The organism is Glutamicibacter sp., from assembly GCF_050701915.1.
In the GTDB taxonomy this organism is placed as follows: Bacteria; Actinomycetota; Actinomycetes; order Actinomycetales; family Micrococcaceae; genus Glutamicibacter.
In genome coordinates, this window is record NZ_JBOGEG010000006.1 from 89,021 (window position 1) to 112,653 (window position 23,633).

The following is a 23,633-nucleotide window of genomic DNA, read 5'->3' on the forward strand; positions in this document are numbered from 1 at the left end:
ATTTTCTAGCTGCTAGCGGTTACGGCTGCGGCTCTGCAGTGCCGAGGAGACCAAGAAGGCCATCTCCAGGGACTGGCGGTGGTTCAGGCGTGGGTCGCACAGCGACTCATACAGCGAGTCGAAGTCTTCCTCACGGATCGGATCCGCTCCGCCGAGGCACTCAGCCACATCGTCGCCGGTCATCTCCACATGCAGACCACCTGGGAAGGTACCCAGCGCGTCATGCACCTCGAAGAAGCCGCGGACTTCGTCCATGACATCTTCGAAGTTGCGGGTCTTGTAGCCATTTTGGCTGGTGACCGTGTTCCCGTGCATTGGGTCCGTAACCCACAGCACCTGGGCGCCGGAGGCGGTGACCTTCTCGACCAGGTTTGGCAGCTTCTCGCGGATATTCTTCGCGCCCATGCGGGTGATGAAGGTCAGGCGGCCCGGCTCGCGGTTTGGATCGAGCTTGTCGATCAGAGCCAGGACGTCTTCTGGATCCGAGGTTGGGCCCAGCTTCACGCCGATTGGGTTGCGCACGCGCGAAAGGAAGTCAACGTGAGCGTGGTCCAGCTGACGGGTTCGTTCACCGATCCACAGGAAGTGGCCGGAGGTGTCGTATGGCAAGCCCGTGCGCGAGTCGGTACGGGTCAAGGCACGCTCGTAGTCCAGCAGCAATGCTTCGTGGGAAGCGAAGAACTCGGTGCGCTTGAGCGCCTCGAAGTCAGCTCCGCAGGCATCCATGAAGCGGATGGCCGAGTCGATTTCGCCGGCCAGCTGCTCGTAGGCGGAGTGTGCTGGATTGGCCATGAAGCCGCTGTTCCAGGAGTGCACGCTGCGCAGGTCTGCAAAGCCGCCTTGGGTGAAGGCGCGGATCAGGTTCAGCGTGGCAGATGAGGTGTTGTAGGCCTGCACCATGCGCTTTGGATCGTGGGCACGGGACTCCGGTGTGAAGTCGAAGCCGTTGACGATGTCGCCGCGGAATGCCGGCAAAGTTACACCATCCCGGGTTTCGTCATTCGAGGAGCGCGGCTTGGCGAACTGGCCAGCCATGCGGCCCATCTTGATTACCGGCATCGATGCGCCATAGGTCAGCACCACAGCCATCTGCAAGATGGTGCGAACACGCGAGGAAATCTTGTCGGCGGTCGCATCGGCAAAGGTCTCGGCGCAATCGCCGCCCTGCAGCAAGAAGGCCTTGCCTTGGGCTGCTGCGGCCAAGCGTTCGCGCAGTACATCGACTTCGCCGGCAAATACCAGTGGCGGACGCGAACCCAATTCGTTGATGGAGGACTGATAGTCCTTGTGCTCACGCCAAGTCGGCTGTTGGGCAATTGGCAGTTCACGCCACAAATCTAGTTGCGGATCGGTGGCGGGGCCGGCTACAGAGGAGCCTGGCAATGGGGTTCGGTTTTCTTCGCTCACCTTGCCCATTCTACGTGGCTTGAGCGCAAAGGACCGCGACGAATGTAACAACTCGCCGTAACACTGCGAATAGTGAGCTACTACTTCTTTGGTTTGCGCGGAGCGTAGATGTCTACGTAGCTCTGACCTGACAGGACATTGATCGCCTTGCGGATTTCGTCGGCGCAAGCGCGAAGCGTTTCAGGATTCGCGGACTTTCCGTTCAGGTGCTCGAAGGTCAGCGGCTTGCCGATCTTGATCCCGATCTTTCCGGGATGCGGCAGGCTTTGGCCGATTGGCTGGACCTTGTCGGTGCCAATCATTGCAATTGGTATCACCGGCGCCCCGGTCTCCAAGGCGAGCTTTGCGACACCGAGCTTGGCCCGGTACAACCGGCCATCCGGTGAACGGGTTCCCTCTGGATAGATGCCCAGCACCTGCCCCTGCGCCAGTGCGTTCTTGGCACTGGCCAGTGAAGCGGCCGATTTTTGCCCGCCCGAACGGTCCATGGGCAACTGGTTGATGTTGCGGAAGAACCACGCGGTGATCCGGCCTTTGATGCCCTTGCCGTTGAAGTACTCGTCCTTGGCCAGGAAGATCACGGTGCGATCCAACGCCGCTGGAAGGAACACCGAGTCGCACACCGACAAGTGGTTCGAAGCCAAGATCGCGGCACCGGTTTCAGGCACATTGCCAATGCCTTGGATCTTGACCCGGAAGAAAATTCGTATCAATGGCCGGACAGCGAAACGCTTGAGGAAGTCGTACAGCACGGCGGGAAAATTCCTTCTTCTAGTTGACCAGCTACGCGGGAAGAGAAACCACGACCTTACTGGTCGAAGCGCACTCCGCACCATTCAATTGTGCACTACGCTCGAAGGTGAAGGCAGAAATCCGGAGGGATCACGATGAAACTTGATGCAGGCAATTCTCCGCTGGACGAGCCCAAGCGCTCCCGTGCAGTACTTTTGATCCATGGTTTTACCGGTTCCCCTACTTCCATGCGGCCATGGGCGGCTTCCTTGGAGCAGGCCGGGTTCGACACTGATGTCCCCCTTTTGCCAGGGCACGGAACGCAATGGCAGGATATGGTCGGTCGAGGTTATCGCCAGTGGATCCATGCCACCGAAGATGCTTATGACAGGCTCGCGCGTACGCACGAGCAGGTATTCGTGGCTGGTCTTTCCATGGGCGGCGCCCTGGCCCTGCATCTGGCGACCCGTCGCAACGTCGCCGGTGTTTCGCTGGTCAATCCGGGCCTGGTCGTGGATTCCCCCATGGCGCCCTACACCCCTTGGCTCAAGCATGTAGTGCGCAGCGTTGCCCCTATTAGCAATGACATTGCCAAGCGTGGCGTCGATGAGGGGGCCTACCCGCGTACGCCGGTAGCAGCGGTGGCCGAACTGCGCGCATTCTTTGCCCAGACCCGCCGGCGCCTGGAGCTGGTGAACGCCCCGGTGCAGCTCTTCCGTTCCACCGTTGACAATGTGGTCTCAGAGCAGTCGGTGCGCGAACTGGTCGAGGGCTTGAACTCGGGCACCTTGGCCGAGCACCACATGCTGTTGCACTCCAAGCACGTAGCCACCTTGGATTACGATGCCGAGCAGATTTTCCACGAATCGGCTCGCTTTTTCGCGCAGCTGGCCGCCACGGAACAGAAGCATAAGGAGGAGCGCGCATGAATCCAGAAGATGCCCATCCTTCAAACCAGAATGACCCGCAATGGGATGCGCTAGTCGAAAATTTCCGCCAGCTCGACGCCTCAGCACCACGCGAACCCAGCGCCGACGAGCGCGCGGCGAAACTGGAGAAGCTCTTCAACACCGGGCCCGCTGCGGTTCGCGGGCCACGCGACTATGTTGCTGAGGAGACCCCCGAAGAATTCGTTCCAGAAGAACCCGCCGCGCTGGGTTCGGGTGATCCGATGCTGAATCTCGCCTGGGTCGGCGCCGCTGGCGGTCCGCTTGGTTTGCTGCTGTGCGTGTTGTTTTTCCGTTCAGCTCCGGTGTTCATCTATTTCGGTTTGGCAATCGTTGCCCTGCTCGGAATCGCGTACTTGCTTAAACGCCTTCCCACTGAACGCGATCCGGGAGATGATGGGGCTCAAGTCTAGAAAACGACTTTGAGCACAAAACACGGTAGGTTACTCTATAGTAATAAATATGTGATGCGGATTACCCGCCATTGCTAATGGGGTCACACAAAGATTCAGGAGTTGAAGACCAGATGCGCGAATACAGCTCGCCAATTCGCATTCATTCGCCACAGCAGTCGAATATTACAGATCTGCTATTACGCCACGCGAATTCAGCGGCCAACCCGGCATTGTTCTCAAAGCCGGGGACCGACGGAACGTGGAATGATGTCACGGCATCGCAGTTCGCTGCCGATGCCCGGGCCATTGCGAAGGGATTCATCGCCAATGGCATCGAGGCTGGCGACCGCATCGCGCTGATGGCCAAGACCCGCTACGAGTGGACGCTGGTTGACTTCGCCATCTGGTTCGCCGGTTGCGTCACCGTCCCCGTCTATGAAACTTCCTCCCCTAGCCAGGTTGCCTGGATCGTTTCCGATTCCGGTGCCAAGGCCGTAGTCGTTGAGGCCGCCGCCCAGGAAGCCGTGGTGCGCCGCGCCGCTCATCAGGAACAGCTCGACGGACTGGATCACGTCTGGCAGTTCGATGGCGGCCTGGAACAGCTCTCCGAAGATGGCCGGAACGTCGATGACCAGATGCTCGAAGCCCGCCGTTCGGGCGCAGCACTGGATGACGTCGCCACGATCATCTACACCTCGGGCACCACCGGCCGCCCCAAGGGCTGCGAGCTGACCCACGGCAACTTCGTGGAACTGGCGGAGAATGCTGTGGCTACCTTGCCTGGTGCCGTTTACCCGGGCGCATCGACCATCATGTTCCTGCCGCTGGCTCACGTTTTCGCCCGCTTCATCTCGGTAGTCAACATTGCCGCTGGTTGCCGCACCGGGCATACCCCAGATGTCAAGCATCTGCTCGAAGACCTGCAGTCCTTCAAGCCGAACTTCATCCTCGCTGTGCCGCGCGTCTTCGAGAAGGTCTACAACTCGGCCATGCTGAAGGCTGAAGATGGCGGCAAGGGCAAGATCTTCCACGCCGGCGTTGACGTCGCTGTGGCATACTCCCGCGCCAAGCAGGAGGGCAAGGTTCCGCTGGCGCTGAACCTGAAGCACAAGCTCTTCGATGCCCTGCTCTACCAGAAACTGCGCACCGCAATGGGTGGCAACATCCGCCACGCTGTCTCCGGTGGCGGTCCGCTGGGCGAGCGTCTTGGCCACTTCTTCAACGGCATCGGGGTGACCATTCTGGAAGGCTACGGCCTGACTGAAACCACCGCGCCGATTACGGTGAACACCCTGGACCGCATCAAGATCGGCACCGTGGGCAAGCCGCTGCCGGGCAACGCTGTGCGCATCGGCGCTGACGGCGAGATCCTCACCAAGGGCATCTGCGTGATGCGAGGCTACCGCAACCGCCCAGAGCTGCAGGATGAAACCTTCACCGATGGTTGGTTCCACACCGGGGATATCGGCGAACTCGACGCTGATGGCTTCCTGAAGATCACCGGGCGCAAGAAGGAAATCATCGTGACCGCTAGCGGCAAGAACGTGGTTCCTGCACTGCTTGAGGATCAGATCCGCGCCGACGCGCTGGTTTCCCAGTGCGTGGTCATCGGCGAGGGCCGCTCGTTCATTGCGGCCCTGGTGACCCTGGACCCAGAAGCCTTGCCGGGTTGGCTGGCCCGTCACCAGATGGACCAGAAACTGTCGCTGGACGAGCTATCGACCCATCCAAAGGTGCTCGAAACCGTGCAGGCGGTGATCGACAAGGCCAATACCTCGGTATCCAAGGCCGAGGCAATCAAGTCCTTCCGCGTTGTGCCTGCTGACTTCACCGAGGAAACCGGTCATTTGACTCCCTCGATGAAGATCAAGCGTGCAGTAGTGCTCAAGGACTACGAGGCCGTGATCGAAGAGATCTACTCGGCGCCCAAGCCGACTGCGTAGTCCAGCACAGCATTAGCCAGTTCCCACGATTCGCGAGCTGAAGCGGCCCAAGGCAACTTGAGGCCGCTTTGCTGTGTACGGGCATAGTAGCTGCGCGGCAGTACCACCCGGCTGAATGCCGGGGTGGTATGGTTCTGGTGCTCGTGGCCAAGCACGGCGTAGATCAGATTCTCGGCCAGGTCCTTGCGGCCGTTGGCCAGCAACCATTCGACCAATTCCATGAGCTGGTCTTCCGATTCGGCGCTGGTATCCCCCACAACCACCAACACGTTCATGCCGGTGAATTTGCCTTCCATCACCGATTGCACGCGCTGCGGTCCGGCCGTGGCCACCCTGGCCTTGCAATCCAGTTCGCCGAATTGTTCGGCCAGGTGCTCTGCGATTTCGCAGAATGGAAGATGCGTGTCGAGGGTAAAGACCAGTACCGAGATCGGCTGGGCCTTGGATCCCAGCTCGGCAACCTGCTGCCTCAGCTGGGCGGGCACAGCCCCGGGCTTCATCTTGTTTGCGCGCATCACAGCTCCTTTTGCTTTGTGGTTCGCACGATTATTTGCGGCAGAGCGCAGGGGCCCGCAACCTTGGTCACGAGCCCCTGTGCTCTGGGTACAGCGGTTGCTACTTCGGTTCGATCACCAGCAGCAGATCGCCGCCCTGCACCTGGCTGGTGCCATTCAGGGTTACCTGGCTGACCACGCCGCCCGCGTTGGCAGTGATGCCAGCTTCCATCTTCATTGCTTCGATGGTGGCCACGGACTGGCCGGCCTCGACCAGGTCGCCGACCTTGACGTTCACGGTCACCGCTCCCGCGAATGGTGCAGCGACGTGGCCGTTGTTGTTCGGATCGGCCTTCGGCGCGGACTTCACGGTGGATTCTACCGATTCGTCGCGGACCTTGAGTTGACGGGACTGGCCGTTGAGGTTGACCATTACGGTCCGCAGGCCCTTCTCGTCGGCTTCCGATACCGATACCAGCCTGACCAGCAGGCGAACACCGGTGCCCAGCGAAATGACGTGCTCGAAGCCTGGAATCAGGCCGTAGAGGTAGTCGCGGGTGTGCAGGACGGACAAATCTCCGTAGTTCTCCACCGACTTCTCGAAGTCACGGGTTGGGCCAGCGAAGAGCAAGCGGTTCAGGGTGCCGCGGATCGTGTCCGAATCCGCCTGCAGCGCTGCCAAGTCCTCTGCCGAGAGGTCCTCGACACGTGCCTTGACATTGCGACCCTGCAACGCCTTGGTGCGGAATGGTTCTGGCCAGCCGCCTGGAGGGTTGCCCAGCTCGCCCGAGAGGAACTGGATGACCGAGTCGGGGATGTCGTAGTTCTGCGGGTTCGATTCGAAGTCCGCAGCTGGAACTCCGGAGCCCACCAGCTGCAGCGCCAGGTCGCCGACGACCTTGGACGATGGAGTCACCTTGACCACATTGCCGAGCATGTTGTTGACCGAGGCGTACATCGACTCGATGGCTTCGAAACGCTCGCCCAGGCCCAGTGCAATGGCCTGCTGGCGCAGGTTCGAAAGCTGGCCGCCTGGAATCTCGTGCTGGTAGACACGGCCGGTTGGCGCTGGCAGTCCGGATTCGAATGGCTTGTACATGGCGCGCACTGCTTCCCAGTACGGTTCCAGCGATGCCACGGCATCCAGTGACAGACCGGGATCACGTTCGGTGAATTCCAGCGCCGCGACCAGTGCAGAGGCCGAAGGCTGCGAAGTGGTGCCCGCCATGGCCGCGCTGGCAACGTCTACGGCGTCCACACCGGCGTCGATGGCAGCCATCAACGTGGCCAGCTGACCGCCGGAGGTGTCGTGGGTGTGCAGGTGCACCGGCAGATCGAAGCGTTCGCGCAGGGCCGTGACGAGCTTGGTTGCTGCAGCTGGGCGCAGCAGGCCGGCCATGTCCTTGATCGCGATGATGTGCGCGCCGGCGTCGACGATCTGCTGTGCCAGCTCCAGGTAGTAGTCCAGGGTGTACAGCTTCTCGTTGGCATCCAGCAGGTTGCCGGTGTAGCACAGGGCCACTTCGGCTACCGCGGTGCCGGTTTCGCGTACCGCCTTGATGGCCGGGGCCATCTGCGAAACATCGTTGAGCGCATCGAAGATGCGGAAGATGTCGATGCCGGCGGCCGCAGCTTCCTTCACGAAAGCATCGGTGACCTCGGTTGGGTACGGGGTGTAGCCCACGGTGTTGCGCCCGCGCAGCAGCATCTGCAACGGGATGTTCGGCAGCTCGGCGCGCAGCAGCTCCAGGCGCTTCCATGGATCTTCGCCCAGGAATCGCAGGGAAACGTCGTAGGTGGCGCCGCCCCAGACTTCCATGGAGAACAGCTGCGGGACGTTGTGCGCGTAGGCCGGTGCTGCCGCGAGCAGGTCTCGGGTACGTACGCGGGTGGCCAGCAGCGACTGGTGCGCGTCGCGGAAGGTGGTGTCGGTGATGCCCACAGCCTTGGACTCGCGCAGTGCCTTCGCGAATCCTTCCGGACCGAGATCCAGCAGCTTCTGGCGCCAGCCATCGGCCGGCACTGCGGACTTGGATGGGCCATCGAATGGCGAACGCTCTGGCTCGTCGGACTTGTCGCCCGGGAATGCAGGAAGCTTCTTGCGCGGGTCGATTCCCTCGACACGGCTGCCATTTGGCTGGTTCACCGTTACATGGGCCAGGAAGTTCAATGCCTTGGTACCGCGGTCCTGGGACTCATTGCCGGTGAGCAGATCCGGGCGCGAGTCGATGAAGTCGGTAGCGACATCACCGGCCAGGAACTGCGGGTCGCTGAGCACATTCTGGATGAACGGGATGTTGGTGGCCACACCACGCACGCGGAACTCGGCCAGCGCACGGCGGGCGCGAGCCACCGCCGTCTGGTAGTCGCGGCCACGGCAGGTGAGCTTGACCAGCATCGAGTCGAAGTGCGGGGACACCTCGGCGCCGGTGTAGATCGTGCCGCCATCCAGGCGGACGCCCGAACCGCCGGCCGAACGGTACACCGTAATGGTTCCAACATCCGGGCGGAAGCCATTGGCTGGATCTTCGGTGGTGATGCGGGACTGCAAGGCCCAGCCACGCACCTGGATGGTGTCCTGGCTGATGCCCAGGTCCTTCAGCGACTCGCCAGAGGCGATGCGCATCTGCGCCTGCACCAGGTCGATGTCGGTAACCTCTTCGGTCACCGTGTGCTCAACCTGGATGCGCGGGTTCATTTCAATGAATACGTGCTGCCCAGCGCGGTCGCCGACGGTATCCACGAGGAATTCGACGGTACCCGCGTTCTGGTAGCCCAGGGTTTGCGCGAACTTCACGGCGTCCCGGAACAGCGCCTGGCGAATCGACTCGTCCAGGTTTGGCGCTGGAGCGATTTCGACAACCTTCTGGTGACGGCGCTGCAGCGAGCAGTCACGCTCATGCAGGTGGACAATGTTGCCCTGCTCGTCGGCGAGGATCTGCACCTCGATGTGGCGCGGACGCAGCACTGCCTGTTCCAGGAAGACGGTTGGGTCTCCGAATGCGGTGCCTGCTTCGCGCATTGCTGCGCCCATCAGCTCTGGCAGGTCTTCGCGCTTGTCGACGCGCCGCATGCCGCGGCCGCCGCCGCCGGCGACAGCCTTGACGAAGATCGGGAAGCCAATGCGATCGGCCTCGGCGATCAGGTAATCAACGTCATCGCTTGGCTCGGAGGATTCCAGTACCGGAATGCCTGCCTCGCGGGCGGCCTTCAGCGCCGCTACCTTATTGCCGGCCAGTTCAAGCACGTCCGCCTTTGGACCGATGAACTTGATGCCTGCTGCTTCGGCAGCGCGTGCGAGGTCAGGGTTTTCGGAGAGGAAACCGTAGCCCGGGTAGATTGCGTCCGCGCCGGCTTCTTTGGCAACGCGGATAATCTCGTCGATATCCAGGTAGGCGCGGACCGGGTGGCCCTCTTCGCCGATCTGGTAGGCCTCTGCGGCCTTCTGGCGGTGGATCGAATTGCGATCTTCATGTGGGTAGACAGCAACGGTCTTTGCGCCCAGCTCGTAGCCGGCACGGAAGGCACGAATTGCAATCTCACCGCGGTTGGCGACCAAGATCTTTTCAAACATAGTGTCCCTACATCGAATCATTACACGCTGGTTCAACGGCACATTCAGGACTGTTTCCCTCAGGTGCAGGCCCGCCACCCCAGCGTGTCGGGTCTCGAAAAGCAGCAAGCATTTGCCACTTCTGTGAAACACCCTACACGGGGATTCTCCAGAACGTCCAAACATTTCGTCTTGTGGTCAGACCACATGAAATAATTGGATCTTTGAAGTTTTAATCACTAACTTGTGCCTAATGGCAAAAACTGACGTTGCAAAGTCGGAGAAACGCGGGTCGGCACACTATGATGATGAGAGACTAAAAATTCGGTGGGACGTTTAAACTAACGAACAGTGAAAGGCGTGGTCTGGTCCGTGCACGTAGTGAGCATCAGCAGCCTCAAGGGTGGCGTAGGAAAAACCTCCGTGACACTCGGATTGGCTTCAGCAGCACTTGCCGCCGGCATTCCGACTCTCGTCATTGACCTGGATCCCCATGCGGATGCCAGCACTGGCCTTGGAGTCCGAGCTAATGGGAAGCAGCCAATTGGGCAGATGCTCAAGAACGCTCGCCGCGCCCGCCTGCAAGATCAGGTTGTCGCCAGCGCTTGGCAGTCAAAGGCAGCAGAGAAGAAATCCCGTACCCGCATTCCAGTGCTCGATGTTGCCGTAGGCGACGCTTTCACCGGCATCTACGATCGGCCAGATCTGCGGACCCGCGACCTGCGCCGCCTCTCACAGCTTTTGAGCCGCACCAGCGGTTACCAGTTGGTTCTCATCGATTGCCCGCCATCGCTGAACGGCTTGACCCGCATGGCATGGAGCGCTTCGGATCAGCTCGTGCTGGTCGCAGAACCCAGCTTGTTCTCTGTCGCCGGCACTGAGCGCACCCAGCGCGCATTGGAACTCTTCCGCCGTGAATTCGCTCCGTCTCTGGGACCGGTACGCGTTGTCGCCAACCGCGTCCGCAAGGACTCGGCAGAGCACACCTTCCGCTTGGGCGAAATGCGCCAGATGTTCGGGGAGTCCATGGTCAAGCCCGAGATTCCCGAGCACCCTGAATGGCAGCAGATCCAAGGTGCCGCGTACTCGGTACACCAGTGGCCTTCGAAAGCTACTGCACCGATGCTGGCACAGTTCGACGCGTTGCTCAAGGAAGTCATGTCTGCAGCAGGCCCGAACAACACCTAGGCCCCGGATACGAATAGCGACATAAGCAATTGACCGGATCTTCCTTGAAGGAAGATCCGGTCAATTATTTAAGTACTAAATTCTCCGCCAGCCCTAGCCGACGTTGCGCGCTGCCTTGGCAGCGCGGCGGGCAGCCAATTCGTCTTCTGGCAGGGTCTGCTGCACCGAGCTCTCAGAAGGCAGCTGGGCAAGGGAACCTTCCACCTCGCGCCAGACACGGCCCACGGCGATGCCAAACACGCCCTGGCCCTTCTGGACGAGGTCGATGACCTCATCGGCGCTGGTGCATTCGTAGACTGAAGCTCCATCGCTCATCAAGGTGATCTGGGCAAGGTCCTCGACACCGCGCTCACGCAGGTGCAAAACTGCCGAACGGATCTGCTGAAGTGACACTCCGGTGTCCAGCAGCCGCTTGACGACCTTGAGCACGAGGATATCCCGGAAAGAGTAGAGTCGGTGGCTGCCAGAGCCCTTGGCTCCGCGCACTGCAGGTTCTACCAGGCCGGTACGTGCCCAGTAGTCGAGCTGGCGATAGGTAATGCCTGCCGCCTTGCACACAATTGGACCGCGGTAGCCTGCATGTTCATCCAGCTCAGGCAGGTCATCGGTGAAGAGCAATCCCTGGGTGCTGGATTGCTTGTTGCCACCGTCGACCCCATATTGAGGCCCAGTCTGGCGAGACTCCATCCAATTGCTCCTTGCGTGTCAGCACGTTCCTAAACGAGTATCCAGGGACCGAATTAGAACCGCGCAGATGCGAGTGATGACCATCAAAATACAGCTCTTTTTAAATGTCCCTATGCAAAGACGGTACGGCGATAACCACTAATGGTCAAAGACCTTCAAGCTTAACTTTAAGGCGTGTCGCGTGGGCTTGCGGAATTACCCAATTCAAGGCCGATATTTCACTGAAACCAAACGCGCGATTTCTACGAAGAGAAATCTTCTGGATCAATGTTGTCCAAAAATTCACGGAATTCCCGCAACTGCTCTTCGGGTGCTTCTTCGCCGGCAGTCTCGTTCTCGATTGCCACGCCAGCTTCTTCCAGGACGTGCTCGGCACACATGATCGGGCACTGCGCGCGCACGGCGAGGGCGACGGCATCCGAGGAACGAGAATCTACGCGTTTGCCGTTGGAAAGGACTAGCTCGGCAACGAACACCGCATTGTGCACCGAAATTATCTCGATCCGTTCAAGCTTCACGCCCATGCTTTCAATGACGCTGATCAGTAGATCATGGGTCATCGGCCGAGGTGGAGTGAGCCCTTGTTCAGACATTGCAATGGCCGAGGCTTCGGGCGCACCTATCCAGAGCGGAAGGTAGAGATTTCTCTCTGGATATTTGAGCAGCAACAGCGGCTGATTCGCCGGCAGTTGAATACGGATTCCGGCAAACTCCAGTTCCAGCATGCTAGCCCCTTAGAGTTGTGGTTGCCTGTTGGAATTCAGCCTAGCGATCTAGTTGGGAAATAGCACGTTGCACTAGGGCCTCGTGAATTTCCAGGCACTGGCGCGAGATTTCCTGGGCCTCTTCCGCGGCGCGGGCACGGGCGGACACTTCAGGCTTCTTCAGTTCGTTGCCGACAATCGATTCAATCAGCGAGAACTCGCGATCGGCTGCGGTACGGAACTGTCGCAGGTGGCGAGGTTCAACGCCATGGCCCGCCAGCTGAACCGCCGATTTGGTGACCTTGATGCTGTTGGCATCGAACAGGCCAGCAAGCGGTTCAACCAAGCCGAATTTGATCAATTCGCCAATGAGCTCCTCGCTGGCACCGGTCAGCCCCTGCAGTTCAGCCAAGGACACCGAACGGGTCTTCCGCTCCACAGCCTCAGTCATGTCATCATTGACCGCCTGCGGTGCCACCGGGGCTCCCCCAGGCAATGCTGCTGGCGCTTCACCGCGATCCACCGAGTCAAGGTGGTCCTTGATGACCTTCAACGGCAGGTACTGGTCGCGCTGAACCGAAAGGATGAAACGCAAGCGGCTCACGTCCGATGCGGAGTACTTTCGATATCCAGCGGAGGTACGTTGCGGGATGATCAGTCCCTTGTCTTCCAGGAAGCGGATCTTGGACGCAGTGACGCGTGGGAACTCATCCTTGAGTTCCGAGAGCACTTCGCCGATGTTCAACGCGGCCTGCCGGACGGTCTCGTGGCGTTGAGCCTCGAGACGTGGGCTGCGGGCTGCGTCAAAGATCGGCAAAGGGTCTACACCTCGGATGTATGGATATGTCGGCGTGCCAGACGCCGGCGGACAAAACCTAGAACTCTACTAGCTTAAAGGTTCGGAACGCTTTGGTAGAAATTCAGGCGGAATTTGCCGATCTGAACCTGCACACCAGTGCTCAATGGGATTTCGTCGATACGGTCTCCATTGATGTACGTACCATTCAGCGATCCGATGTCGCTGAGCGTGAAACGCTCGCCCGCTCGGGAGAATTTGGCGTGACGACGCGAAACGGTCACGTCATCCAGGAAGATATCTGCGTTCGGATGGCGACCTGCGATGCTCTCATCGGTGTCCAGCAAGAAGCGTGCGCCCTTGTTTGGTCCGGAATGGGCAATCAGCAGCGCAGAACCAGTTGGTAGGGCGTTAACTGCGTTTTTCTCATCTTCACTCAGGGTGTAGATGACCGAAGGTTCAGCACCCTTGTGCACCGCAGGAAGAGCGATATTGGTCGTCTCAGAGGCAGACTCGTTGTGCGGGTCAACCGGCCGATGTTCCGACATTATGGGGTCCTCCAGAAAATTCTGTTAACAGTTCGTGCATGACGACCTTGTGTTCTACGTTGGCACAGTCAGTAATACCAAACTATTTACAGATTAGCCTACTCACTGCCCAACTGATAACAGAAAAGTACATATTTTCCGATGCAAGGTATTGCCAGTGTGGCAAGATGCCAATAGAGACGATGATGCACTGGCATCGCCAACACTTCGATCCTTTCCCACAGAAGAATGCGATGCAAGGCTAAATCAGAAACTTTCAGGTGAATCATGACGAAGATACTTCTCAAGCGTGTATACACTGCGCCCAGCGCCGAGGACGGCTACAGGATCCTGGTTGACAGGCTCTGGCCGCGCGGGCAGAGCAAGGCTGAGCTCCTGCTGGACCACTGGGCCAAGGGCATCGCACCGAGCACCGAGCTTCGCAAAAGCTGGGATCACGATACCGCCCGCTTTGATGAATTTGCGCAGCACTATCGCGCCGAGTTAAATCAGAACCCTGCTGTCGATGACTTCCTGGAATTGCTGGATCGTCATCGCGTGGTCACCTTTGTCTACGGAGCAAAAAATGAGCAGGTTAATCATGCTGTGGTGTTGCGTGACTATCTGCTGGATCAGCTCTCGGGCCCGTAGGCGGCACGAAGCACACGCCGTCGGCGCACACCATATCCGATTCAACAATCTGCTGAAGGTCAAAGCTGAATTTCTGGCTCACCGTGGCACCTTTCATCGAAATTCTTTCCCTTGAGGGTTCAACCGCGTCATGCCAGAAGATATTCCGCATCTCGAAGCGACGCCTTGCCGCTGGAAATCGAATGGCACCGCGAGATACTCGCGGTGCCATCGGTGTCTTGTGGACTGAGCGCGCCGCCTAGCGCTGCTCTAGCAGGATCGGTTCGAAGAACCTGGCCAGCTCGTTGGCGGCATCCAATGGCAGGATGCTGGCGACATACATATCTGGACGCACGATCACGATCGCGCCATCGCGGGAGATCTGGCGCTCCTCGAAGATGTCCGAACCTTCCAAAGTGGTGTAGACCTTCTCGTAATCCATCAGGCCGAATTCACCGGTGTCCGGACGGAACACCTTCGGCGCGTCATTTACGTTCATCGTGGTGTAGTCCTGCTGGTAGATCACCTTGATGTCGAACAGCGCATCGGCGTCGGCACCCTTCGGGGTGAAGCGGACCAGTGGAGACTGCGCATCCTCCAGCAGCCAGCTCGACAAGTCGGCAACCTTCTGGGACTGCCCCACCGGATGCTGATCAGCGAAGACGTAGATGCGGTAGCGGCCGTCGGCACGGTGGTGATGGCCCAGGTGCTTTGGATTGGCATCGGCCAGGCGCATGACCTCCGAAGAGCGGAAGCGCTTGCCCACGGGGAATCCGGCAGCCAGTTCCTGGTGATCCTTGCCGGCGATCAGCGCAGATGCAGCGTACTCGGTCATGAAGCCCGCAGGGAATTCGGCAGTGCGTACGTAGAACTCGGCAACGCCTTCTTGGCCTTCAAGCTCCTTTGCAGTAGCTGCCATGATGGAAGACCACTTCTTGTCGAAGTCGATCAGGTCCTTGGCAATCACCTTGCGCTCGTCCGAGTAGGTGCGCAGCAGGCTTTCCGGAGCTTGGCCCGAGAGCACGTAGCCGATCTTCCAGGCCAGGTTGAACCCGTCCTGCATGGATACGTTCATGCCCTGGCCGGCCTTGGCCGAGTGGGTGTGGCAGGCGTCGCCGGTAATGAACACGCGTGGCTCGCGGGTACCTATTTCTTCCACCGGCACATCATCGAAGCGGTCTGCCAGGCGGTGGCCTACTTCGTAGACGCTGTGCCACGCGACGTCCTTGACCTCGAGGGTGTAGGGATTCAGGATCGCCTTGGCGCGCTCGATGATTTCTTCCAGTGGGGTCTCGCGGACCTTGCCGTTATCCCCTTCCGGGACTTCGCCCAGGTCGACGTAGAGGCGGAAGAGCTGCCCGCCTTCGCGTGGGATCAGCAGGATCGAGCCGGCCTTCGAGTGGATGGCGCACTTGGTGCGCACATCCGGGAAGTTGGTCAGGCCCAGGGTGTCCATGACGCCCCAAGCGTGGTTGGCCTTGTCCCCGGAGAGCTTCGCGCCGATCGAGCGGCGGACGTTGCTTCTAGCACCATCGGAACCGACCACGTACTTGGCGCGCACTACACGCTCAATGCCGCCATTGCTCTTGCCGCAGCCGCTCAGGGTGACCTTTACCGGGTATTCTTCGCCGTTTTCAACGACCAGTTCCTTGAAGTCCCACCCGTAGTCCGGCACGGTGCGAGCTGGGGAGTTCGCCGCGAATTCAGCAAAGTAGTCAATGACGCGCGCCTGGTTGACCACGAGGTGCGGGAATTCGCTGACGCCGGTTGGATCATCGGGGGTGCGGTCGTTGCGGATGATCTGCTCTGGGTTCTGCGGATCAGGATTCCAGAAGGTGGTTTCCTTGATGATGTAGGCCTCGGCGGTGATGCGCTCGGCAAAACCGAAAGCTTGGAAGGTCTCCACCGTGCGTGACTGGATCCCGTCGGCCTGGCCGATTTCAAGGCGGCCGGGGCGCCGGTCGATGATGCGGGTGTGCACATCAGGGAACTGGGAAAGCTGGGCAGCGGTGATGATCCCGGCGGGACCGGCACCGACGATCAGCACATCCATTTCATCCGGCATCTCGATGGGACGGTTCATGCCTGCGCCAGCCGCTGGCTGCACCCGTGGATCTGCTGAAATGTATCCGTTGTGGTGAAACTGCACCGTTTCATCCCCCCAATTCCCTGTGATGACCTCAGTCAATAAATTGTATGTTCGATATTAGAACGCCACGCTCTTTTATCGCACACTAATCATATACAATCTGTGAGCTCACACACAAGTTCACGTAAGCTGCACCCCACGGCCCCAGGGACCGCAGATGCGGGCAAAGCCCCGGTGCAACAATGTCGCGCCGGGGCCCATCACTGATGCCAGCTACTACCGATGCTCCCACTCGGGTCCGGCATACTCCAGCATCTGCTCTTCATTAAGTTGCGAACGCCCGTAAGCTCCCTGCACCGCGTTGAACTTCCCGCCAATCTCCAAGTCGCGCGATGCCGAGATATCCCCGACCAGCCACGGCTTCCACTTGGTGGCCGACAGGTAGGGGCGGATGACGCTGGCCGTGGCAGCGGAGTCCGCAGCAAATGGCAGGATCGCCGGCGGTTCCCGATCCGCTCCCTCACGAATGAACGCAGTGGCCAAATTCGAAAACGCCTTGGCATGCCCTGCACCGTGCGGCAGCAGCGTAGCCACGAATTGGCCTGCCGACCCCTCAGCCGGCGAGCGCGGAACGATTCCCGCGAGTGTCACGTCCAGGGGGTTTGAAACATCGAGCAGCACCTTACCTGCCAGCTTGGAGCCCAGCTCGGCCAGGACCTCGCGTTGCGGCTGATCCCAGAGCGTGGTCAAGACAACGACTTCTTGGCCTTCCACAGCCGAGGCGAGGTCGGCGGCCACCTGCACCTGCGCGTCCACCGCGGCCTTTCGAATCTTTTGCGCGGCCGCTTCGGCCTTGGCCGCGTGGTGGTGGTAGATCACGACGTCTACCCCATGCGAGGCGAAGAGTTCCGCGATGGCGGTTCCGTGTCGGCCCGGTCCGATCAGTGCTATTGAAGCCATGTTCATGCCTTTCGTTAGCGGCAGCTAGGCCGCGTCGCCGCTGTTGGCGAGGTAGGGGTTGTCGCTCATTTCCAAGACGAGCTTTCCGCGCGAATGCTTGGCATCCATTTGGCGATGAGCCTGCACGACATCCTTGAAATCGAGGGTGTTCACCTGCAGCCGCAGGCCGCCATCCCGATAGGAGCGCACAAGCTCTGCGAACCGTTGCGCGCTGGCTTTCACGCTCACCAGTGGCAGGCCATGCGATTGCCAGGTCTCAGGAACCAGCGTGATGCACTGCGCTCCACCACTTGCAAGTTCACGGGCCAGGTCACCGGCTTCCATGCTTCCGGCTAAATCGATGGACGCGGCAATTGCCCGGCCTTCCGCGGCCTGGGCCACGCGCTCGGTGAGGCCCGGTCCGTAGACGACAGGAAGAACCCCTAGCTGACGCAGGTATTCTTGATTGCCTGCTCCGGCGGTACCAATGACGACCAGGCCTTGATGCATTGCGAGCTGCACCAGCATGCTTCCTACGCCACCCGCCGCTCCGTGCACCAGGATCACATTTCCAGGTTCCAGTTCCAGTGCGGCAAGAGCTGTCAGCGACGTCTGCCCGGCACCACTTAGCCCGCCAGCCACGGCCCACGGCAGCTGCCTGGGTTTAGCCGCCAGCTTGTCCCCCGGGGTGACGACCAGATCCGCATCGGCCCCCATGGCGCCCCAGCCCACCACCTCATCGCCAGGAGCCCATTTCGGGTCATTTGATTCATGGACAACACCGGCGAATTCGGTACCGAAGAGCATGGGCACCTGGCCACCGAAGTTGCCAGCCCGGCGACGGGCATCCACCGGATTTTGGCCCGCGGCACGCACCGCCACGCGAACCGCGCCCGCAGCCAGTGGCTGCAGTGGATGGTTTTCGATATTGATGACTTCCGGGGCTCCGAACTGCCTGGCCACAGCGACGCGAAAATTCTGCTTCATGGCTTTCCTTCCTTCGTTACTTCTCAAGTGCTTCCCGTTGATATATCTGTAATAACAGATAAATTTCCAAGGATATTCCCGCTGGCCCAAATCCGTTGGGCCAGCGGGATGCAACGCGGCTAGCCGGAGAAAGGCTGCGAGCTGACGCCTTCATGCCGGGCGAGTCGGCGCGCAAAGTCCAGCAGTACCGGAACTTCAGCATCCCCGATCAGCTGATCGAATTCCTCGGCCAGGGATTCGATATGCGCGGCTCGGGCTCTGCCTATGAGATCAAGACCCGCATCGGTCAGCGAGACCACGACCATGCGCGCATCCTGGGAATCACGGTCGCGACGCACCAGATTCAGTTGCTCAAGCCTGCTGATGAGGTGCGACCCCGAGCCGGAGCTGTAGAGCAGCTGATTGGACAGCTGGGTGGCTGGCAAGCGGTTCGCTTTCGCCTCCCAGAGGTATAGCAGTGCTTCAAATTGCGCACTGTTCAACCCGAAGTCCCGCTTGAGCTCAACCGATAGGCGCAGCATCATCGAGCGCTGCCCATAGAGCAGGCCACGCCAGATCTCCTGCCGATCATTCAATTCGGTGCCCATGAATGCCTCCCGGGAATAGGATCAAAGTATCTGTAGTTACAGTAATTGATTCTAGTACACGGATGAAAGGCATGGAAGCAAAATGACCAGCATCGCCAGCAAACTGGGCACCCAGCAGCCAGCATTGAACGCGCACCGCGTGGTGATCCTCGGAGGAACCGGTCGGGTCGGCGAGGGAATCGTCCGTTCCTGGCTGGCATCCGGCGCCGAAGTCATCATTCCTACCCGCACTGAAAGCCGCGGCAAGGAACTGCTGGCCCACCTCGAAGACATCGACACCGCAAATCTGGAACTGGTCGTGGGCGAATACACCACTTTCACCGCCGCGACCGGCATGGCCCAGCGCATCACCGACGAATTCGGCGAAGTTACCGATGTGATCGCTGCTATCGGCGGCTGGTGGCAGGGAAAGCCGCTGTGGGAAGTCACCGAATCGGAATGGCAGCGCTTCAACCTCGATCTGTCCACCGCCCACGTCGCAAATGTGCGTGCTTGGCTCCCCCGGCTGGTGTCAGCAGGCACCTACCATCTCGTCCTTGGCGGGAGCGCTACGACCCCGGTTCCCGGCGCATCGATCATCAACATGGAGCAAGCAGGACTTTTGATGATGCATCAGGTGCTCAGCGCCGAAGCCGGAACCCAGCGCCGCGTCTTCGCCCACGAGCTCGGACCAGTGGCAACCCGCGAACGCCCATGGGTAGATCCGCAGTGGATCACCAATGAAGAACTCGGCTCGATCACCGCGGCCCTGGCCGCCCGCCCCGAGCACCCCTCGGCCCACTACAAGCTTCGCACCTCGCAGGCCGCGGCGCAGCTGATGAAGGAACTAGCAGCATGAATACCAACCACCTGGCACGATCGCACGATCTGGTGCTGCCCGCCGGCTGGCCCGGACTTCCGGGCACGCTGGCCGGGCGCGCGATCACCGAGCAGCTTGCAGGCTATGCCATGGAACGTTCCAGCTACATGTCTGTTGGCGCACCGGCCCTGATTATCAAGGCCCGAACCGAATCGGATGTACAGGAAGCAGTACTTTATGCGGCGCTGCTCCGGGAGCAATCGGGAACCCGCGTTGAATTCAGCATCCGATCCGGAGGCCACGGCATCGCCGGCACCTCGACGAATACCGGTGGCATCATCTTGGATCTTTCCGCCCTGCGGCACTTTGAAATGCTCGATCCGCAACTTGGCCTGGTCCGAGTGGGTGCCGGAGCCACTTGGGGACAAATTGCCGGACAGCTAGCAGCCGAAGACCTGGTCATCAGCAGCGGGAACTTTGGCGATACCGGCGTCGGCGGCCTGGCGACGGCCGGCGGCATCGGCTACTTCGCCCGTTCCCAGGGACTGACGCTGGATTCCATGGTGCGGGCCAGATTGGTCACCGCCGACGGAACGATCCGCTGGGTCGACAGGGATCATGAGCCTGAATTATTCTGGGCCGTGCGCGGAGGCGCGACCCATGCCGGAGTGGTCACCGCCTTTGAGTTTGCGGCCACCGATCTGCGCACTACCGCAGGCGACGCCAGCATCATCCACCAGCAACTGACCTACCTGACCGATTCGCTGCCTCAATTTACCGGTGATTGGGGCCAGTGGGTGCGCCAGTCACCCGATGAGCTGGAAAGCTTCCTGATGGTGCAGGCATTGGGCGATGGACAGCACGCAGTCCAGGCGCGCAATGTTTGGGCTGGCGATGGCCAGGACTCGGCAGCGCCGGTATTGCGCGAGGCCCTGGGCCTTGCCCAGCTTCACGACTCCCGCACCGAGCTTGTGCCCTATCCGCGGATCGTGCCAGCCCCGAATTCACCGCATGCCGGTCAGCAGCGCATCAAAATGCGTGATGTCCTGGTTGATCATGCGGATGATCAGTTGGGCGATGCCATGGCGCAGTCATTGGGCCACCGGGCCACCCTGGTCGGCGAGTTGCGTGCCTTGGGCGGTGCCGTGGCACGGGTTCCAGCGCACGCCACCGCCTGGGGGTCGCGCCATCAAGAAGTGCTGGCAGCTACCTGGATCCACCCATTGGGCATCGCCGAACAGGATCAGTCGTTCGCTGCCCTGCAGGTTCTGGGCACCGGAGCGTACGGCGCATACTCTTCGGATGTTCGCCGTTCGGCTGCCGAGCTCGCCTGGCCTGGGCAGACCGGAACCCGGCTGAAGGCCCTGTCCGAGAGCGCTGACCCGCAGCATCTGTTTGATGGCGGGCTGAATCTGCGAAGCTAGATCCCCGAGCGCTACCTGATCAGCTCGACGCGTCCTGCTTTGACCCCGAGCCGGTGCACCACCGAATGCTCGCGCATTTTCTGTTGCCAGCGCCGGTCGTGGCTCACCGTGACCACGGTTCCCGGATAGTCCACCAACGCGGCCTCCAGCTGTTCCACCAGGGCCGGCGAGAGATGGTTCGTCGGCTCGTCCAGGAACAGCATCTGCGCCTTGGTGCTGACCGCAATAGCCAGTTCGAGGCGGCGGCGCTGGCCCACCGAAAGCGCCATGGGATGCCGCAAGAAATCCTGCGGCGCAAACAGGCCCAGTTTGGCCAGGGACGCACCGGCGTCCTGGACATACTGTCCGGTGGCCAAGGCGAAGGCTTCGATCAGGCTGTCGCCAGGAAGAATACCGACTTCCTGGCGTAGCCAACCGCAGTGCAAGTTGGCAGCGCGCTCTATCCGCCCCTCGGTGCATTCCAGTTCGCCGGCAAGCATCTTGAGCAATGAGGATTTGCCAGCACCATTGGGGCCGGTGACCAGCCAACGCTCGCCGAGCTTGATGTCGAAGCTTGCGGTGGACAGTTTCGGCTCGGAGCTGCGCTGGGCGTTCATCACCTGCAGCAGTGTTCCGCCGCCGGCTTGGCCTGGGGTGCTGCCGGGCATGGCGAAGGCCAGCTCGGCTGCCGGCTGGGGTGCCCGGTGGGTTTCGAGTTCATCGATCCGGGATTTGGCTTGGCGGATCTTCGACGTCGATCCATGGCTGGAATCGCGGGCCCGGAAATTGCCATGCCCGAAACTGGATTTTTCTTGCTTGCGCGGAATGGCAGCGACGCGGGAGGCATATCTGTCGACCAAGTTCTGTGAACGCTCAAGCTCCTGGACCCAGTTATCGTAGGCGACGCGGATCGCGGTTCGTTCTTGCTCCTTGGCGTGCAGGTATCCGTCATAGCCATTGCCGTAGTGCGAGAGCTGCCCGTCACTGACCTCAACGATGGAACGGGCAAAGCACTTGAGGAACATCCGGTCATGGCTGATCAACACCAGCGCACCGCGATGCTTCTCCAGGGTGCGCTCCAGCCAGTTCATGGCCGCCTCGTCCAGGTCGTTCGTCGGTTCATCGAGCAGGATCAATTGCGCACCCGAGCACAGCACGCAGGCCATTGCGAGGCGTGAAGACTGCCCGCCAGATAGCTGCGCAACCGGCCGCTGGCGGTCCAGCTCCCCCAGGCCCAGCTGTTGCAAAGCACTATCCAGGCGCGGGGCCAGCGAATAGCCGTCGGCGGCCTCATAAAGATCGGTGACTTTCTGCAGCTGCTGCATGAGGCGTTCGGCTTCCGCCTCCGGGGCGTCGTTGAGCCTATTCGAAATGACGCGCATCAAGGTTTCCAGTTCGCGGAAGCGTTGATGGTAGGAATCGATCACCTGTTGCACGCTCATCCCTTGGGCGAAGCGCGGGTTCTGCGCAGCATAGGCAATCGCACCGGGCGCGTTCATCTTCCGCTGCCCGTGGTCGGGCACGAGATTGCCTGCAATCACCCGCATCAGCGTGGATTTTCCCGAACCGTTATCGCCAAGCACGGCGATGCGGTCGGTACCAGAAATTGCCAGATCGATGCCGGTCAGGACATCTCGTTCGCCGAAGCTGACGGCGATGCCTTGCAATGAGCAGACGTAATCCGGTTCGGTTTCCTGCTCGCGCCGATCGGGCTGGCGCATATCTTGGGACTGGGTCATGGGACTTTCCTGCCTAGCACCGATTCCATACCGTTGGGGCATGCGGCGGCGCTGGTGGTTGGCGGGCACCACGAAGGTGCTGGGGAAATGGCGTTAGCGGAGCAAGGCTCAACACTGGTTACCGCCTAGAGGAAATGGATCCCATGAATTATCGTGCCCATCTTCCAAGGCTAATGCCATCGGTTCATCGCTGGCAAGGGATGGCGGGCTATAGATCGATGCTGCCAGCGATCAGTACGTTCGTGGCACCGCCAACCCACAGTTGCCCGTCGGCAATGTTCAAATGCACCTGCCCGTCGCGTCCGACTTTCGCGCCCTGCCGGTTTACCAGCGGCGCGGTAGCGTGCCCGGCGGCGATCAGCCATTGCGCGGCCGCTCCATTCAGGCTTCCGGTAACCGGATCCTCGCGCAAGGCGCCGTTTTCAACGCTGAGGGCACGAACCTCGAATTTCCCAGGCGCCGAGCCGGGCGGCAAAGCGCCAATGACCCCGATCTTCCAGCGGCCCGGCTGGTGCGAAATCCGCGGCACGATATCCAGAACTTGCTGGGAGCTTTCCAGCAATATGGCGGCCCAGCCAGGTCCGTTATCCACCCATTGCGAGTCCACCACCTGGTCCCGGCCAATGCCCAGGATCTGGATCATTTCATCGAGCTCACGCTGCTGGATGACACCGGTTCGCGTGGCTGCAGGCGAGGCGAAGGACAGTACTTCGCCGTCAATTCTGATCGGTACCAGGCCTGCTTCGCATTCCGCGACCAGCTGCCTCGGATCCCGCGGCACTCCCCCAGCTTGCAGCCAGGCACGTGCAGTGCCCAGCGCGGGATGACCGGCAAACGGGTATTCGCGGTCGCGGGCGAAGATCCGGAAACGGTAATCGGCCTGCTCGTTGCGCGCCGGCAGGATGCAGGTGACCTCCGAGAGGTTGGACCACAGCGAGTAGTCGCGCATCGACTCGGCATCCAGTCCTTCCCCATCGAGCACCACGCCTAAGGGGTTGCCCTTGTACGGGGTAGTGCTGAAGACATCGACCTGCTGGAATCTGCGTTGCATTGGACCATCTTCCGAAAGTGCGCCGTGGGGTGTGGA

21 protein-coding genes are annotated in these 23,633 nt (G+C 60.6%); 7 read left to right on the forward strand and 14 right to left on the reverse strand.

Translation table 11 applies throughout. From position 1 onward, the window contains the following. Positions 1–12: 12 nt before the first annotated feature. Together ACRDT3_RS06455 and ACRDT3_RS06460 are read right to left on the reverse strand one after the other, a co-directional pair. Positions 13–1,407: a class II 3-deoxy-7-phosphoheptulonate synthase gene (locus tag ACRDT3_RS06455; RefSeq protein WP_431492189.1), complete on the reverse strand. Its 1,395-nt coding sequence runs from the start codon at positions 1,405–1,407 to the stop codon at positions 13–15. Between the two features lie 80 nt (positions 1,408–1,487). Continuing rightward, positions 1,488–2,159, reverse strand: a complete 672-nt coding sequence (locus tag ACRDT3_RS06460) for a lysophospholipid acyltransferase family protein (protein WP_431492190.1) — start codon at positions 2,157–2,159, stop codon at positions 1,488–1,490. Between the two features lie 135 nt (positions 2,160–2,294). Here ACRDT3_RS06460 and ACRDT3_RS06465 point away from each other — a divergent pair, with 135 nt between their 5' ends. From ACRDT3_RS06465 to ACRDT3_RS06475, 3 genes are all read left to right on the forward strand, one after another. Next, positions 2,295–3,068, forward strand: coding sequence for an alpha/beta hydrolase (locus tag ACRDT3_RS06465; RefSeq protein ID WP_431492191.1), 774 nt, complete (start codon positions 2,295–2,297; stop codon positions 3,066–3,068). Continuing rightward, the gene (locus ACRDT3_RS06470; protein WP_431492192.1) at positions 3,065–3,499 is read left to right on the forward strand and encodes a hypothetical protein; all 435 of its coding nucleotides are present in this window, start codon (positions 3,065–3,067) and stop codon (positions 3,497–3,499) included. The genes ACRDT3_RS06465 and ACRDT3_RS06470 overlap by 4 nt, the downstream gene beginning before the upstream one ends. 113 nt (positions 3,500–3,612) lie before the next feature. Then, a complete protein-coding gene (locus ACRDT3_RS06475; RefSeq protein WP_431492193.1) occupies positions 3,613–5,424 on the forward strand; it encodes an AMP-dependent synthetase/ligase in 1,812 nt (603 codons plus the stop codon). Here ACRDT3_RS06475 and ACRDT3_RS06480 read toward each other — a convergent pair. Continuing rightward, positions 5,397–5,939, reverse strand: coding sequence for a hypothetical protein (locus ACRDT3_RS06480; protein ID WP_431492194.1), 543 nt, complete (start codon positions 5,937–5,939; stop codon positions 5,397–5,399). The two genes, ACRDT3_RS06475 and ACRDT3_RS06480, sit on opposite strands and share 28 nt — an antisense overlap. 100 nt (positions 5,940–6,039) lie before the next feature. Next, positions 6,040–9,492: a pyruvate carboxylase gene (locus ACRDT3_RS06485; RefSeq protein ID WP_431492195.1), complete on the reverse strand. Its 3,453-nt coding sequence runs from the start codon at positions 9,490–9,492 to the stop codon at positions 6,040–6,042. Positions 9,493–9,843: 351 nt separating this feature from the next. Between ACRDT3_RS06485 and ACRDT3_RS06490 the strand changes: the two genes are divergently transcribed. After that, positions 9,844–10,659 (forward strand): ParA family protein, encoded by an 816-nt coding sequence (locus ACRDT3_RS06490; RefSeq protein WP_431492196.1) that lies wholly within the window; start codon positions 9,844–9,846, stop codon positions 10,657–10,659. A 93-nt stretch (positions 10,660–10,752) separates the two neighbouring features. On the opposite strand, the gene ACRDT3_RS06495 is transcribed toward ACRDT3_RS06490, so the two are convergent. The 4 genes from ACRDT3_RS06495 to ACRDT3_RS06510 form a co-directional block, all read right to left on the reverse strand. Beyond that, positions 10,753–11,346, reverse strand: coding sequence for a MerR family transcriptional regulator (locus ACRDT3_RS06495; RefSeq protein WP_431492197.1), 594 nt, complete (start codon positions 11,344–11,346; stop codon positions 10,753–10,755). A 242-nt stretch (positions 11,347–11,588) separates the two neighbouring features. Further along, on the reverse strand, positions 11,589–12,071 hold the full coding sequence (locus ACRDT3_RS06500) for a bifunctional nuclease family protein (protein WP_431492198.1): 483 nt from the start codon (positions 12,069–12,071) through the stop codon (positions 11,589–11,591). Between the two features lie 40 nt (positions 12,072–12,111). Beyond that, positions 12,112–12,867, reverse strand: coding sequence for a transcriptional regulator FtsR (ftsR, locus tag ACRDT3_RS06505; RefSeq protein WP_431492199.1), 756 nt, complete (start codon positions 12,865–12,867; stop codon positions 12,112–12,114). 74 nt (positions 12,868–12,941) lie between these two features. Then, complete coding sequence (locus tag ACRDT3_RS06510; protein WP_431492200.1) at positions 12,942–13,394, reverse strand: FHA domain-containing protein; 453 nt, start codon at positions 13,392–13,394, stop codon at positions 12,942–12,944. A gap of 267 nt (positions 13,395–13,661) precedes the next feature. Here ACRDT3_RS06510 and ACRDT3_RS06515 point away from each other — a divergent pair, with 267 nt between their 5' ends. Beyond that, the gene (locus tag ACRDT3_RS06515) at positions 13,662–14,024 is read left to right on the forward strand and encodes a DUF488 domain-containing protein (protein ID WP_431492201.1); all 363 of its coding nucleotides are present in this window, start codon (positions 13,662–13,664) and stop codon (positions 14,022–14,024) included. A 238-nt stretch (positions 14,025–14,262) separates the two neighbouring features. On the opposite strand, the gene ACRDT3_RS06520 is transcribed toward ACRDT3_RS06515, so the two are convergent. The 4 genes from ACRDT3_RS06520 to ACRDT3_RS06535 all read right to left on the reverse strand — a co-directional run bounded on the left by ACRDT3_RS06520 (position 14,263) and on the right by ACRDT3_RS06535 (position 18,605). Next, positions 14,263–16,152, reverse strand: coding sequence for an FAD-binding monooxygenase (locus ACRDT3_RS06520; RefSeq protein WP_431492202.1), 1,890 nt, complete (start codon positions 16,150–16,152; stop codon positions 14,263–14,265). 216 nt (positions 16,153–16,368) lie between these two features. Then, positions 16,369–17,052: an NADPH-dependent F420 reductase gene (locus ACRDT3_RS06525; protein ID WP_431492203.1), complete on the reverse strand. Its 684-nt coding sequence runs from the start codon at positions 17,050–17,052 to the stop codon at positions 16,369–16,371. 24 nt (positions 17,053–17,076) lie between these two features. Continuing rightward, positions 17,077–18,018: an NADP-dependent oxidoreductase gene (locus ACRDT3_RS06530; RefSeq protein ID WP_431492204.1), complete on the reverse strand. Its 942-nt coding sequence runs from the start codon at positions 18,016–18,018 to the stop codon at positions 17,077–17,079. Positions 18,019–18,137: 119 nt separating this feature from the next. Beyond that, complete coding sequence (locus ACRDT3_RS06535) at positions 18,138–18,605, reverse strand: MarR family winged helix-turn-helix transcriptional regulator (protein ID WP_431492205.1); 468 nt, start codon at positions 18,603–18,605, stop codon at positions 18,138–18,140. Between the two features lie 82 nt (positions 18,606–18,687). Here ACRDT3_RS06535 and ACRDT3_RS06540 point away from each other — a divergent pair, with 82 nt between their 5' ends. After that, positions 18,688–19,443, forward strand: a complete 756-nt coding sequence (locus ACRDT3_RS06540; protein WP_431492206.1) for an SDR family NAD(P)-dependent oxidoreductase — start codon at positions 18,688–18,690, stop codon at positions 19,441–19,443. Beyond that, on the forward strand, positions 19,440–20,828 hold the full coding sequence (locus tag ACRDT3_RS06545) for an FAD-binding oxidoreductase (protein ID WP_431492207.1): 1,389 nt from the start codon (positions 19,440–19,442) through the stop codon (positions 20,826–20,828). Before ACRDT3_RS06540 ends, ACRDT3_RS06545 begins: the two co-directional genes overlap by 4 nt. Before the next feature lie 11 nt (positions 20,829–20,839). Here the strand turns inward: ACRDT3_RS06545 and ACRDT3_RS06550 are convergent, their stop codons facing one another. Beyond that, positions 20,840–22,546 (reverse strand): ABC-F family ATP-binding cassette domain-containing protein, encoded by a 1,707-nt coding sequence (locus tag ACRDT3_RS06550; protein ID WP_431492208.1) that lies wholly within the window; start codon positions 22,544–22,546, stop codon positions 20,840–20,842. A 208-nt stretch (positions 22,547–22,754) separates the two neighbouring features. After that, on the reverse strand, positions 22,755–23,597 hold the full coding sequence (locus ACRDT3_RS06555; RefSeq protein ID WP_431492209.1) for a PhzF family phenazine biosynthesis protein: 843 nt from the start codon (positions 23,595–23,597) through the stop codon (positions 22,755–22,757). Positions 23,598–23,633 lie beyond the last annotated feature (36 nt).

Bases quoted from the DNA above. Each gene is read 5' to 3' on its own strand.
- ACRDT3_RS06495 (WP_431492197.1), bottom strand. From the start codon at position 11,346: ATGGAGTCTCGCCAGACTGGGCCTCAATATGGGGTCGACGGTGGCAAC.
- ACRDT3_RS06510 (WP_431492200.1), bottom strand. From the start codon at position 13,394: ATGTCGGAACATCGGCCGGTTGACCCGCACAACGAGTCTGCCTCTGAG.
- ACRDT3_RS06515 (WP_431492201.1), top strand. From the start codon at position 13,662: ATGACGAAGATACTTCTCAAGCGTGTATACACTGCGCCCAGCGCCGAG.
- ACRDT3_RS06525 (WP_431492203.1), bottom strand. From the start codon at position 17,052: ATGGCTTCAATAGCACTGATCGGACCGGGCCGACACGGAACCGCCATC.
- ACRDT3_RS06475 (WP_431492193.1), top strand. From the start codon at position 3,613: ATGCGCGAATACAGCTCGCCAATTCGCATTCATTCGCCACAGCAGTCG.
- ACRDT3_RS06555 (WP_431492209.1), bottom strand. From the start codon at position 23,597: ATGCAACGCAGATTCCAGCAGGTCGATGTCTTCAGCACTACCCCGTAC.
- ACRDT3_RS06530 (WP_431492204.1), bottom strand. From the start codon at position 18,018: ATGAAGCAGAATTTTCGCGTCGCTGTGGCCAGGCAGTTCGGAGCCCCG.
- ACRDT3_RS06480 (WP_431492194.1), bottom strand. From the start codon at position 5,939: ATGCGCGCAAACAAGATGAAGCCCGGGGCTGTGCCCGCCCAGCTGAGG.
- ACRDT3_RS06545 (WP_431492207.1), top strand. From the start codon at position 19,440: ATGAATACCAACCACCTGGCACGATCGCACGATCTGGTGCTGCCCGCC.
- ACRDT3_RS06500 (WP_431492198.1), bottom strand. From the start codon at position 12,071: ATGCTGGAACTGGAGTTTGCCGGAATCCGTATTCAACTGCCGGCGAAT.
- ACRDT3_RS06550 (WP_431492208.1), bottom strand. From the start codon at position 22,546: ATGACCCAGTCCCAAGATATGCGCCAGCCCGATCGGCGCGAGCAGGAA.
- ACRDT3_RS06470 (WP_431492192.1), top strand. From the start codon at position 3,065: ATGAATCCAGAAGATGCCCATCCTTCAAACCAGAATGACCCGCAATGG.
- ACRDT3_RS06465 (WP_431492191.1), top strand. From the start codon at position 2,295: ATGAAACTTGATGCAGGCAATTCTCCGCTGGACGAGCCCAAGCGCTCC.
- ACRDT3_RS06485 (WP_431492195.1), bottom strand. From the start codon at position 9,492: ATGTTTGAAAAGATCTTGGTCGCCAACCGCGGTGAGATTGCAATTCGT.
- ACRDT3_RS06535 (WP_431492205.1), bottom strand. From the start codon at position 18,605: ATGGGCACCGAATTGAATGATCGGCAGGAGATCTGGCGTGGCCTGCTC.
- ACRDT3_RS06540 (WP_431492206.1), top strand. From the start codon at position 18,688: ATGACCAGCATCGCCAGCAAACTGGGCACCCAGCAGCCAGCATTGAAC.